A 12,512-nucleotide genomic window follows, 5' to 3' on the forward strand; every position below is an offset into this window, starting at 1 on the left:
ATAGAAAGACGGTGATTCTTTGAAAAAAATCAATATTAATTATAAGTCGACAATTAAGTTGATAAAACAGTTAGACTGGAAACTTATAGTTACAGTATTAGCTATCTTTATTTTTGGGCTTGTTATACTTAGTAGTGCAACACATGCTAATTCTACAGGTTCATATAATCAATTAGTTAAGCAAGGACTAGCTTTTGTGCTTGGAATAGGAATGATTATAGTAATACTATTTTTTGATTATAATCTTCTAGGAAGGTACTATAAGGCTCTTTATATAATAAGCCTTGTTTTATTAGCTGTAGTTTTATTACCTGGAATTGGTACTGAAAAAGGCGGTGCGAGGTCTTGGATTAACTTAGGTCCACTTGATTTGCAGACTTCTGAAATAGTAAAATTAACATTTATACTTAGTTATGCAAAGATACTTGAGACAAAGAAGGATAAATTAAATACATTAAAAGAGGTTATACCTGTTGTAGTTTATTCTCTCCCATTCATTGGATTACTACTTGCTCAACCAGACTTAGGAACAGGAATTGTATTTTGTTGTATGGTATTTGCAATGCTGTTTACAGCAGGTCTTAGTTCTAAGCTAATAAAAAGAGGAATAATAATACTCTTGGTATCAATGCCATTGATGTATTTAATGATGGCAGACCATCAAAAAGTAAGAATAGAAGCCTTCCTAAATCCAGAAGATGTAACCTTAAAAGGAAACTATCAGGTTATGCAATCTTTGATAGCGATAGGTTCTGGTGGTATGACTGGAAAAGGTCTGTATAATGGAAGTCAAAACCAAGAAGATTTCTTACCAGTACAAGATAGTGACTTTATATTTGCTGTTGTGGGTGAAGAACTTGGTGTAATAGGAATGACAGTGCTTATAATCTTATTTGCAATATTTTTATTACGGATTTTAGCAATTGCAAGAGATGCTAAGGATTTTTATGGGACCCTCATTGTAGTTGGTGTTATGGGTATGTTTGCTTACCAGATAATTCAAAATATTGCTATGACTGTTGCGTTAATTCCAGTAACAGGAGTAACATTACCTTTTGTAAGTTATGGAGGAAGTTCACTATTAACATCTTTAGCCAATCTAGGATTAGTACTAAATGTGTGTATGAGAAGAAAGAAAATAAATTTCTAAGTGTAAGAGTTCTAAACATAAATTGAGGAGATTGAGTATAATGAATATAGCATTAGTAGCACATGACCAAATGAAAAATACCATAGTAGGATTTTGTATAGGTTATGAATCAATTTTAAAAAAATATGGACTATATGCAACTGGAACTACAGGAAAAAGAATAATGGATGAAACTGAATTAAAGATTACTAGATTGGCATCTGGACCTTTAGGTGGAGACCAGCAAATAGGTTCTTTAATCGTAACACAAGAAATAGATTTAGTTATCTTTTTAAGAGACCCACTTACATCTCAACCTCATGAGACAGATATACAAGCTTTGATAAGACTTTGTGATGTGTACCATGTTCCAATAGCTACAAATCTAGCTTCTGCAGAAATATTTATAAAAGCTCTTGATAGGGGAGAACTATCATGGAGAGAAGTTAGGAGGAGCAAAAGTCAACGTGTTTAATAAAAGTAAATAATATATAAAATTAAGAGGTAGCTAAAATAGCTACCTCATTTTAATTTGTTCTATAAGATAAAAACTCTAATGTGAGTTTTTTTATATAATTTAAATGATGGACTATAGATATATGTCATTTAAATAAAAATAACTATTTAACTAATTTTGCAAATTCTGCACCAAACTCCATACATTCTTTTAATGTTTCCTCACTAGGGAAGAATTTTTTCTTAAGAGATTCTACAGGCATTTTGAATGTCATAGCTTTAAGTAAAGTTTCAGCCATAGTTATACCTTCACCACTCCAACCAAATGAACCAAATACTCCTGCTATCTTACCTTGGTTAGCCATTGGGTCTATAACAGAGAATAAATCCCACATAGGTTTAACCATTGTTTTATTTATAGTTGGAGAACCTAATAGTATTACTTTTGATACTACTAATGTATCATGCATTTCTGTTAATGTCATATTTTCTAAATCATATAATTCAGCTTTTGCACCTTCTTTATCAAGTCCCTCTTTTATCTTTTTAGCCATTTCTAAAGTATTGCTATAAGCTGATAAGTAGAATATAGAAACTTGATTTTGATTAGTTGTATTAATAGCTTCTGTAGACCACTCAACATATCTCTTTACAGCAGCCATTGGGTCTTTAGTAAGCATTGGACCATGAGAAGTTAATATAGTATTAAATTCTAAGTTTAGCCCTACAACCTTGTCTACAGCACTCAACACGTGCTTAGCAAATGGCTTAACTATGCAATCATAGTAATGTTTAGCTGATTTTAGATAATCTTCACTGTTTACTACTTCTGAATCAACACTTGCAAAATGACAACCAAATGCGTCACAAGTTAAAAGAGTCTTGTCCTCTTCAATGTAAGTAAACATTGTATCAACCCAATGTAAGAATGGAGCAGTTATAAATTTAAGATTTCTCTTACCGATATTTAAAACTTCACCATCTTTTATTACATGACAATTAAAAGGTCTATTTATTTGACCATCTAAGTATAATTTAGCAGCTTTAGTACAATAAACTTCTATATTAGGATTTAAATCTAATAAGTATTTTAAACTACCAGCATGGTCTGGCTCTGTGTGATGGACTACAACATAGTCAATTTTAGCTATATCAGTAACTTCTGATAAATTACTTAAAAATTCATCCTTAAAATTTGCTTTTACTGTATCAAATAAAACCGTTTTTTCGTCCTTTATTAAGTAAGAATTATAAGTTGTCCCAAACTCTGTTTCCATTATTATGTCGAATACTTTTAAACCTTCATCTACTACGCCAGTAAAGTAGATATCTTTTTTTACTTCGAAAACTTTACTCATTTTTAACCCTCCTAAAAATTATCATTATATAAATAACATACCCCATTTTGAGGTCAGTGAAACAAAAGATGTCATTATAAGTCATCAAAAACATAGTTTTATGTTTATAATATATCATATTTGGTAAAAAATCTGTATTTTAATAAAAATTTAATAGAAAATATTTTTAGATATACTATTTTGTGAATAATATAGATTTTAAATTCAATATTTTAGTTATATTTTTGATAGAAAATATTTTATCGTGTATAATATTACTTATAAATAAGAATAAAAATAAAGAACTTGTTTGGAGGAATTTTAATAAATGAATAAAGTAGACTTGAAAAAAATCTTAAAAAAAGTAGAAAAGCCTGCTAGATATCTTGGGAATGAAATAAATTCAATTCATAAAGATACTAGCAATAGTGAATTGATAAGATATGCACATTGTTTTCCAGACCTGTATGAAGTTGGGATGAGTCACTTAGGAAGTCATATATTATACGATGTAATAAACAAAGATGAAGATGTATTTTGTGAGAGAGTATATTCTCCTGCTGTTGACATGGAAAATATAATGAGAGAAAAAAATATACCATTATTTGCATTAGAGTCAAGAGAGCCTATAACAAACTTTGATTTTGTTACTTTTACACTTCAATATGAACTTTCATACACTAATATCTTAAATATATTAGATTTAGCCAATATACCAATATTAAAAGAAGAAAGAAAATTGGAAGACCCATTTATAATGGTTGGAGGTCCTTGTGCTTATAATTCGGAACCTTTAGCAGATTTTGTAGATATAGTAATATTAGGTGAAGGTGAAGAAGTTAACTTAGAAGTAGTAAATGAGTATAAAGAGTGGAAGAAAAATAAAACAACTAGAGGTGATTTTTTATACAGAATATCAAGTATAGAAGGAGTATACATACCAAGTTTTTATGATGTTAAATACAATGAAGATGGTACAGTTCAAAGTGTAACTCCTAATAGAGAAGGGGTTACTAAGAGTCCTACTAAGAGGATAATAAAAAATGTTGAAACTGTAGATTATCCAGAAAAATTAATAGTACCTTATATAGATACTGTTCATGATAGAATAGTGTTAGAATTGTTTAGAGGCTGTACAAGAGGATGCAGATTTTGTCAAGCTGGTATGATATACAGACCAATAAGAGAAAAGAGTGTTGAAAGACTTAAAGAGATACTTGACAAATTAGTTAAGAATACTGGATATGATGAAATATCATTATCATCACTTAGTACAAGTGACTATAGTAAGTTGTCTGAGCTTACTGATTATTTAGTAGATGAATATGCATCTAATAATATAGGAATTTCACTTCCATCGCTTAGACTAGACAATTTCTCAATGGAGATTGCTGATAAAATACAACAAGTAAGAAAATCTGGACTTACTTTTGCCCCAGAGGCAGGAACTCAGAGACTTAGAGACGTTATAAATAAAGGTGTTACAGAAGAAGACTTAGAAAATGCAACAGAAAGAGCTTTCGAAATGGGATGGAATAGTGTTAAACTATACTTTATGATTGGTTTACCAACTGAAACTTATGATGATTTGGATGGAATAGCCAAATTAGCTTATAAAGTTATTGATATTTACAGAAAAGTAAATGGAGGTAAGCTAAAAAGAAGTTTTAGTGTTACAGTAAGTACATCTACATTTGTACCAAAACCATTTACACCGTTCCAATGGCATGGTCAAGATACAACAGAGGAAGTAGTTGATAAGCAAAGACATTTAGTCAATAAATTGAGAAATAACAATATAAAATATAACTATCATGATTCAAAGACTAGCTTGATGGAAGCTGTAGTAGCTAGAGGAGATAGAAAGATAGGAAAAGTTATATATGATGCATTTAAATTAGGTGCAAAATTTGATGGCTGGGCAGAACACTTCAGTTTAGATATATGGAAGGAAGCTATGGAAAAAAACAATCTTTCTATAGACTTCTATGCACATAGAAATAGAGGATATGAAGAGGTATTCCCTTGGGACCATATAGATGTAGGTGTAAGTAAAAAATTCTTGATTAGAGAAGATGAAAATGCTAAAAAAGAAAAAATCACTTCTGATTGCAGACATAATTGTAATGGTTGTGGAATAAATATACATGATATAGGAAGGGGGCTTTGTTAATATGAGTAAAATAATTAGAGTCAAATTTAAAAAAGAAGGTGATATGATATATATATCACATCTTGACCTTCAAAGATTATTACAAAGAGCATTTAGGAGAGCTGAAATAAATTTATCACATTCTCAAGGATTTAACCCTCATCCTAAGATGAGTTATGGTAATGCTTTAGCATTAGGGACAGAAAGCCAAGGCGAGTATGTGGATATTGAGATAGAAGATGATTTATTGGTAGATGAGTTTTTAGATAAAGTGTCAGTTCAGCTTCCAGAGGGGATAGAATTTATTAAAGCAAAGGAAATTGATAGACAGACACCTTCTCTTTCTTCCGTAATAGATTATGGAGAGTATCTGTTTAATATAGATTTAAAAAGGTCTTTGACTAAAGAGTTTGTAAAAAGAAAAGTAATTGACTTTATGAATAATAAAGAGATAATCATAACAAAAAAGAATAAAAAAGGAAAATTGGTTGAAGTTGATATAAGGCCCATGATAAGAACTTTTGATGTTTTAAATTTAGAAGATGAGCATATTACTCTTACTGCTACTATAGCTACAGGTTCAAAAACTAATTTAAATACTAATATACTTATTCCTAAAATGTTAGAGATGTTTGAACTGGATATTGACCCATTAGAAGTTGATATATTGAGAAGAGATTTATATGTATTAGAAGATGGGGAATTAGTGACTCCTATGTAAGTTCGTGAGAGGTGAAGTTGTGAAGAAGATAGTTATTGAGTCCTTAATAGGGTCTCAGAAAACAGCAGTGCTTGAAGATGGAAAGTTAGTAGAACTTTTTGTTGAAGATAACTTAAATAAAAAAACTGTATCCAATATATATCGTGGAATTGTAAAAAAAGTTATACCAGGAATAGAAGCATGTTTTGTAGATATTGGATTTAAGAAACTTGCTTATTTACAGTTAAAAAAAGAAAGTACCATAAAATCTGGTCAAGAGATTTTGGTTCAAGTAAATAAAGAAGAAATTGGTACTAAGGGTGCAAAATTAAATACTGAAATTAGTATATCTGGAAGGTATATTGTCTATATACCTTCCAACGACAGAACTACTATATCAAATAAGATTACTGATGAAAGAGAAAGATTTAGATTAAAAAAAATCACAAAAGCAGTGAATAAAGAAAACTTGGGATTAATAATAAGAACTGAAGCTCAAGGCTGTACTCATGATGAAATAAAAAAAGATATAGAAGAGTTAAAATTAAAGTATGATAATATTTTAAAAGAATATAAACTTGGTATGGGACCAAAGCTATTATATAAGTCCTTAGATTTTGCAACTAAATATGTAAAAGATAATGTAAATGATGAGATTGAGTCTATAATTATCAATAATTATGATAAATATCATGAATTAAAACCTATTTTGAAGCTTATAAATAATGATTATATTGATAAATTATACCTTGAAGAAAATAAAGATGTATTTGATTTATATAGAATAGAATCTCAAATAGAAAAATTATTAAATGAAAAAGTATGGTTAAAGAGTGGTGGTTATTTAATAATAGAAAAAACAGAAGCTCTTACTGTTATAGATGTAAATACAGGTAAGTTTGTTGGAACTGGTAAACTTGATGAGACTGTTTATAAAACAAATATTGAAGCTGCAAAGGAAATTGTGAGACAGCTTAGAATTAGAGATATAGCTGGAATAATAATAATTGATTTTATTGATATGTATAAAAAGAAATATCAAAATGAGGTATTACACATACTAGAGGAAGAGTTTAGTAAAGATAAGAGAAAAGCTGAAGTGTTAGGAATGACAAAACTTGGCTTAGTAGAAGTTGCAAGACGAAGAGAAAAAGAGTCTATTGATAAGTATTATTTAATGGCTTGCCCATGCTGTGATGGAACGAAAACTATAAAATCTATACATCATATAGTGGATAGTGTCGAAAAAGAAATTATGAGAATAAGTGAGCATACAGTTTATAAAAACGTAATAATAGAATTCAATGATTTTGTTTTTAAACAAATAAAAGAAGATTATATGGATATAATTGATAAAATTGGTGAAAAATATAATATGAAAATTTCTTTAAACGCAAACTGCGCATTAAAACACAACAAAACAAATGTTATTTTTGATAAAATAGTTGACAATAAAATGTAAATATTTTATAATTAATAATTGTAATGCCGCACAGTAAAGGTCTAAATCTTCTAATGAAGTACCTTGTACTGGCGAGTTTGAGACCGAGGAGGTGTATTTAATGTACGCTATAGTAAAGACTGGTGGAAAGCAATATAAAGTTTCTGAAGGTGATGTATTATTCGTTGAAAAGTTAGAAGCTAACGCAGGTGATGTTGTTACTTTAAACGAAGTATTAGCTTGCTCTAAAGATGGAGAATTAAAATTAGGTTCTCCAGTAGTAGAAGGAGCATCTGTTCAAGCAAAAGTTGTTGAACAAGGTAAAGCTAAGAAAGTTATAGTTTTCAAGTATAAAGCAAAAAAAGATTACAGAAGAAAACAAGGACATCGTCAATCATATACTAAGATAGTTGTAGAGAAAATCAACGCTTAATTATTGGACTAGTTATGATAAAGGTTAAATATTATTATAATGATGATTTCTTGTTACAAGGTTTTTGTTTAAAGGGACATGCTGATTTTGCTGAAATAGGCTATGATATAGTTTGTTCTGCAGTTACGTCTAATGCTATTGCAGTTATAAACTCTTTAGACAAGTTACAAAAGATTGAATTTGAAAAGGTAGTAGGAGAAGAAGGGCATATAGAATGTATAGTTAAAGATGCATATCTAAAAGATGCACAGTTATTACTAAATCACTTTCAATTAGCGGTTGAAGAAATTAAACGGGAATACCCAAAAAATATAAAAATTTTAAAAAAGTAGGGGGTGACTCCATATGTTAAACATGAATTTACAATTATTAGCATCTAAAAAAGGGGTAGGTTCTTCTAAAAATGGTAGAGATTCTATATCTAAAAGATTAGGTGTTAAGAGATTCGATGGGCAATTAGTAACTGCTGGAAGTATAATAGTTAGACAAAGAGGAACTAAAATACATCCAGGAACTAATGTTGGAAAAGGTAGCGATGATACTTTATTTGCATTAGTTGATGGTACTGTTAAATTCGAAAGAAAAGACAAGAAGAGAAAAAAAGTTAGTATATATCCAGTAGCAATAGCTGAGTAATATACATAAAAGGAGTGTTGATGCACTCCTTTTTCTTATAATACTGATGAATTTATAATAGTATTTTTGGTAAAGCTAATTAAAAGTTTTTAATTAAGTAGGTGAAGAATTTGTTTATAGATAAAGCGAGAATATTTGTAAAAGCTGGAAATGGTGGAAATGGTTCGGTAGCATTTAGAAAAGAAAAATATGTTCCAGCTGGTGGGCCAGATGGTGGAGATGGTGGTCGTGGAGCGAGCATCATATTTGAAGTTGATTTAGGTCTTAGAACATTAATGGACTTTAAATACCAGAAAAAATATCAAGCTCAACACGGTGGCGACGGTAGCAAAGGTAAAAGGGCTGGTAAAAATGGAGAAAGCTTAATATTAAAAGTACCAGCAGGTACAGTAATAAGAGATGAAGCTACAGGTCTTGTACTAGCAGATTTAAAGAAAGAAGGAGATACAGCAGTAGTTGCAAAAGGTGGTATAGGTGGTAAAGGTAATCAACACTTTGCAAATGCAGTAAGACAAGCTCCAGCTTTTGCAAAGTCTGGTACAGATGGAGAAGAAAGATGGATAACTCTTGAACTTAAAATGATAGCAGATGTAGGTCTTTTAGGATTTCCAAATGTAGGTAAGTCAACATTTTTATCAGTTGTAACCAAAGCTAAGCCCAAAATTGCAAACTATCATTTTACAACATTGACACCAAATTTAGGTGTTGTTCAAACTAAGTTTGGAGATAGTTTTGTACTTGCTGATATACCTGGAATTATAGAGGGTGCTTCTGAAGGTATAGGATTAGGTCATGAATTCTTAAGACATGTTGAGAGAACTAAGGTATTGATACATATTGTAGATATATCTGGACTGGAAGGTAGAGACCCAATTGAGGATTTTGACAAAATAAATGATGAACTTAAATTATATAATGAGAAGCTTTCAACAAGACCTCAGGTTGTAGTTGCAAATAAATTTGATATATTGGAAGATGAAAGCCAATTTGAAAAATTTAAGGATGAATTAGAAGGTAGAGGATATACAGTATTTAAGATGTCTGCAGCAACTCGTCAAGGAATAGATGATGTAATTGCCTACGTTTCTAAAATGTTAAAAGAAGTAGAAGATGTGGAATTAGTTTCAGAAGAAGAAATGTATAGACCAGAACTTGATATTGGAACAGAAGAAGGATTGAACATAGATGTTGAAGATGGTGTATATGTAGTTACAGGTAAGGCACTTAGAAGAATAATGTATTCTGTAAATTTTGATGATATGGAATCACTTCAATATTTCCAAAAAGCTATGGAAAGTCAAGGTGTATTTGATAGGCTTAGAGAGATGGGAATTGAAGATGGGGATGTAGTTAGAATTTACGAATTGGAATTTGAATTTTACAATTAATTTTGATATAGAATTATAGAGGTGATAATATGTTAAAAGGAAAGCAAAGAGCATATTTAAGATCTTTAGCAAATACTTTAAAGCCTACTACACAAATTGGTAAGGAAGGCGTTACAGAAAGCTTTTTAGAGCAATTAGAGGATATGCTAAGAGTTAGAGAACTAGTAAAGGTTACTATACTAGAAAATGCAGGTCTTGATGCTAAAGAAACTGCTAATGCAGTATGTGAAGCTTTAAGAGCAGAGTTTGTTCAAGCTATTGGTTTTAAGTTTACTATTTACAAGAGAAATATTGATGAGCCCAAGATACTTTTTCCAGGTCATGAACAGGCAAAAGCTAAGGTCAAAAATAACAATGTTACAAAAAAAGGTAAACCAACTAAAAGAGCAGTTAGATAATTAATTAGATTATTTTAGAAGAAATAAGTTAAAAAATATAGTGACAATTGGGAAAAATTGTATTATACTATTAACAATAAATTTAAATTAGCAATCTTATCAAGAGAGGCAGAGGGACTGGCCCTATGAAGCCCGGCAACCAGTATATTTTAATATACATTGGTGCTAAATCCTGCAGCAATTACGCTGAAAGATGAGTATAAACCCGTCATATGGCTTGAGTTTATACTCAAGCTTTTTTAATTGGCATATTTATATATATAAATAAATTAATATAATCAAAAGTGATGGGGGTATGTAACAGTGAAGATAGGAATACTAGGGTATGGAACAGTAGGAAGTGGATTAATAGATTTAATAGAGAATAATACTTTAAAAAGAGAAATAGAAATAGCTGGAATTTTAGTTAAAAATAAAGAGAAGCATAAATCAAAGAGATATTTTGATAAGGTAACAACAGATATAGAAGATATATTTAACAAAGATGTTGATATATTAGTTGAAGTAATTGGAGGACTAAATCCAGCTCTTGATTATGTAACAAGAGCTCTAAATAAAAAAATACATGTAGTAACAGCAAATAAAGATTTATTAGCTGAAAGAGGTAGTGACCTTATAGAGCTGGCTAACTTAAATGATGTTAGCATTAAATTTGAAGCATCAGTAGCAGGTGGTATTCCAGTTTTAAAGCCATTAATAGAATCATTAGAAGGTAATAATATAAAAAGTATAAATGCTATTTTAAATGGAACATGCAACTTTATATTATCAAAGATGTATGATGAAAATTTACCATATGATGTAGCTTTAAAACAAGCACAAGAACTAGGATTTGCAGAAGTTAATCCAGATGCAGATGTATTAGGATATGATAGTGCTAGAAAACTATCTATATTATCTACTTTATCTTATGGGAAAATAGTGTATTGGAAAGATTTGTTATTAGAAGGAATAACTTCAATAGATGAAAAGGATATAGAATATGCTAAGAAATTAAATTGTAAGATAAAATTAGTTGCTAGAAGTAAATATGAATTGGGAGAAGTAAGTGGATTTGTTAGACCTGCATTGGTGGATAATGATAATATGCTGTCTAAAATAGATAATGAGTTTAATGTAGTAATTATAGTGGGAGATTCTGTAGGAGAACTTTCTTTTGTAGGTAAGGGTGCTGGAAGAGGTGCAACAGGAAGTGCTGTTTATGCTGATATCATAGATATAATAGATAATAGGAGTTCAAATATAAAGTCTTTTTCAAAAGGTAAATTGGATTTGAGTGGGCTTATAGAAGATGAATGTAGTGCAGTAGTTAGATTTAGTGAATATAATAAAGATGGAATTTTAAAATGTTTAGATAAATATGTAGATAGCTATAATATTATAGATGAAGAAGAATTTGCTATTTTTATAAATGCAAAATCAGAACATGAAATTGATAGGTTCTTAGAAGATGTAAAGAGAAATGAATATAGTAAGTCAGTTAAAAAACTATTAAAAGTAGATTAAAATATCTATGTAATGACTGTAAAAATTTAAAGGTGAAGAAAAACAAAAAGTTTATTTTGTTTTTCTTCACCTTTTTAACAGCTGGTGACTTAATAAGATAATAGAAAAATAGATAGATTATAACATTTTACTTATTCAATAAAAAAATTTTCACTCGCCTCGTTAATAGCTTGCTGAGTTACCCTTATATATCGCTGTGTAGTGGCTACAGAGCTATGGTTTAAGAGTTCCTTAACTAATTCTAAGTTATTGTTACTCTTTTCAAATTGAGTAGTAGCATAGAGCTTTCTAAAGCTATGTGTGCTTATGTTATACAAATTTAAGTATTTACAAATTATTCTCAATTGTTTCTGGATAGCTTTTGTCTTTATATTTACTAAGTAGTCATCTGATTTAAGATTATACTTTCTTGCATGTTCATTTATAGATTCAATTATATTTTTGTTAACAGGTCTATACTGTAGTTTACCTGTCTTTTTTTCATTTATTTCCAACATATTACCTTTAAAATTACCTATTTTTAATCTTAAAATATCTGATATTCTTAGACCTAAATTAGCTTCTAACATTAGTGCTAATGCAACCTTAGGATTCTTTCTAAATCTTTTTTCAACGCCATTTTCACTATAAATAAAGCCCGTATGTAGTAGTTCCATTATCTTTTTATATTCGTCTATTTCTATAGGTCTTGTTGCCATTTTCAACCACTCCTCTTAGTTTGATTTGATAAGTTTAGGTCGGTATTTATTATATAATATAAATGAAATATTATATATTGGAAAAATATACCAATTACTTTATATAAGTGTGCTATATGTGATTAAGGAGAATTTTTGAAAAATATTGTTATAAAAAATTATCAAAATTGTGATGAAATAACTATGCTGATAAAGTAATTAAAAAGGTTATTAAGATTATGACAAATATAATTAGAAA

Annotated in this window: 13 protein-coding genes and 1 riboswitch; of the genes, 11 read left to right on the forward strand and 2 right to left on the reverse strand. The window is 29.6% G+C overall.

Annotated features, from left to right (window positions below; genetic code table 11):
• Window positions 1–19: 19 nt before the first annotated feature.
• Both rodA and IC213_RS09075 read left to right on the forward strand, forming a co-directional pair.
• Window positions 20–1,150, forward strand: coding sequence for a rod shape-determining protein RodA (gene rodA, locus IC213_RS09070; RefSeq protein ID WP_227434080.1), 1,131 nt, complete (start codon window positions 20–22; stop codon window positions 1,148–1,150).
• 40 nt (window positions 1,151–1,190) lie between these two features.
• A complete protein-coding gene (locus tag IC213_RS09075) occupies window positions 1,191–1,604 on the forward strand; it encodes a methylglyoxal synthase (RefSeq protein ID WP_227863018.1) in 414 nt (137 codons plus the stop codon).
• A gap of 145 nt (window positions 1,605–1,749) precedes the next feature.
• Here IC213_RS09075 and IC213_RS09080 read toward each other — a convergent pair whose 3' ends face one another.
• Window positions 1,750–2,943 carry an FprA family A-type flavoprotein gene (locus tag IC213_RS09080; protein WP_227863019.1) on the reverse strand — a complete coding sequence of 398 codons (1,194 nt, stop codon included), beginning with the start codon at window positions 2,941–2,943 and terminating at the stop codon, window positions 1,750–1,752.
• Between the two features lie 307 nt (window positions 2,944–3,250).
• On the opposite strand from IC213_RS09080, the gene IC213_RS09085 reads away from it, so the two are divergent.
• The 9 genes from IC213_RS09085 to IC213_RS09125 all read left to right on the forward strand — a co-directional run bounded on the left by IC213_RS09085 (window position 3,251) and on the right by IC213_RS09125 (window position 11,576).
• Window positions 3,251–5,095: a TIGR03960 family B12-binding radical SAM protein gene (locus IC213_RS09085; RefSeq protein WP_227482186.1), complete on the forward strand. Its 1,845-nt coding sequence runs from the start codon at window positions 3,251–3,253 to the stop codon at window positions 5,093–5,095.
• A 1-nt stretch (window position 5,096) separates the two neighbouring features.
• Window positions 5,097–5,795: a TIGR03936 family radical SAM-associated protein gene (locus IC213_RS09090; RefSeq protein WP_227482187.1), complete on the forward strand. Its 699-nt coding sequence runs from the start codon at window positions 5,097–5,099 to the stop codon at window positions 5,793–5,795.
• A gap of 19 nt (window positions 5,796–5,814) precedes the next feature.
• Window positions 5,815–7,236: an Rne/Rng family ribonuclease gene (locus IC213_RS09095; protein WP_227482188.1), complete on the forward strand. Its 1,422-nt coding sequence runs from the start codon at window positions 5,815–5,817 to the stop codon at window positions 7,234–7,236.
• Window positions 7,237–7,336: 100 nt separating this feature from the next.
• Window positions 7,337–7,648 carry a 50S ribosomal protein L21 gene (rplU, locus tag IC213_RS09100; protein ID WP_003419082.1) on the forward strand — a complete coding sequence of 104 codons (312 nt, stop codon included), beginning with the start codon at window positions 7,337–7,339 and terminating at the stop codon, window positions 7,646–7,648.
• Window positions 7,649–7,662: 14 nt separating this feature from the next.
• On the forward strand, window positions 7,663–7,980 hold the full coding sequence (locus IC213_RS09105; RefSeq protein WP_227434086.1) for a ribosomal-processing cysteine protease Prp: 318 nt from the start codon (window positions 7,663–7,665) through the stop codon (window positions 7,978–7,980).
• A gap of 13 nt (window positions 7,981–7,993) precedes the next feature.
• Entirely contained in the window at window positions 7,994–8,284 is a 291-nt protein-coding gene (gene rpmA / locus IC213_RS09110) for a 50S ribosomal protein L27 (RefSeq protein WP_003419086.1), read from the forward strand.
• A 110-nt stretch (window positions 8,285–8,394) separates the two neighbouring features.
• On the forward strand, window positions 8,395–9,672 hold the full coding sequence (gene obgE / locus IC213_RS09115; protein WP_227434087.1) for a GTPase ObgE: 1,278 nt from the start codon (window positions 8,395–8,397) through the stop codon (window positions 9,670–9,672).
• 29 nt (window positions 9,673–9,701) lie between these two features.
• Window positions 9,702–10,070: a YhbY family RNA-binding protein gene (locus IC213_RS09120; RefSeq protein ID WP_227434088.1), complete on the forward strand. Its 369-nt coding sequence runs from the start codon at window positions 9,702–9,704 to the stop codon at window positions 10,068–10,070.
• Between the two features lie 93 nt (window positions 10,071–10,163).
• Window positions 10,164–10,270, forward strand: a riboswitch (SAM riboswitch).
• A 103-nt stretch (window positions 10,271–10,373) separates the two neighbouring features.
• Window positions 10,374–11,576, forward strand: a complete 1,203-nt coding sequence (locus IC213_RS09125; protein ID WP_227434089.1) for a homoserine dehydrogenase — start codon at window positions 10,374–10,376, stop codon at window positions 11,574–11,576.
• A 131-nt stretch (window positions 11,577–11,707) separates the two neighbouring features.
• Here IC213_RS09125 and IC213_RS09130 read toward each other — a convergent pair whose 3' ends face one another.
• Window positions 11,708–12,274: a tyrosine-type recombinase/integrase gene (locus IC213_RS09130; protein WP_227434090.1), complete on the reverse strand. Its 567-nt coding sequence runs from the start codon at window positions 12,272–12,274 to the stop codon at window positions 11,708–11,710.
• Between the last annotated feature and the right edge of the window lie 238 nt (window positions 12,275–12,512).

The organism is Clostridioides sp. ES-S-0049-02 (assembly GCF_020658465.1).
Taxonomy (GTDB): Bacteria; Bacillota; Clostridia; order Peptostreptococcales; family Peptostreptococcaceae; genus Clostridioides.

Excerpts from the sequence above, each read along its gene's own strand:
- IC213_RS09090 (WP_227482187.1), top strand. The coding sequence starts at position 5,097 with ATGAGTAAAATAATTAGAGTCAAATTTAAAAAAGAAGGTGATATGATA.
- IC213_RS09080 (WP_227863019.1), bottom strand. The coding sequence starts at position 2,943 with ATGAGTAAAGTTTTCGAAGTAAAAAAAGATATCTACTTTACTGGCGTA.
- IC213_RS09085 (WP_227482186.1), top strand. The coding sequence starts at position 3,251 with ATGAATAAAGTAGACTTGAAAAAAATCTTAAAAAAAGTAGAAAAGCCT.
- IC213_RS09120 (WP_227434088.1), top strand. The coding sequence starts at position 9,702 with ATGTTAAAAGGAAAGCAAAGAGCATATTTAAGATCTTTAGCAAATACT.
- rplU (WP_003419082.1), top strand. The coding sequence starts at position 7,337 with ATGTACGCTATAGTAAAGACTGGTGGAAAGCAATATAAAGTTTCTGAA.
- rpmA (WP_003419086.1), top strand. The coding sequence starts at position 7,994 with ATGTTAAACATGAATTTACAATTATTAGCATCTAAAAAAGGGGTAGGT.
- IC213_RS09105 (WP_227434086.1), top strand. The coding sequence starts at position 7,663 with ATGATAAAGGTTAAATATTATTATAATGATGATTTCTTGTTACAAGGT.
- IC213_RS09130 (WP_227434090.1), bottom strand. The coding sequence starts at position 12,274 with ATGGCAACAAGACCTATAGAAATAGACGAATATAAAAAGATAATGGAA.
- IC213_RS09075 (WP_227863018.1), top strand. The coding sequence starts at position 1,191 with ATGAATATAGCATTAGTAGCACATGACCAAATGAAAAATACCATAGTA.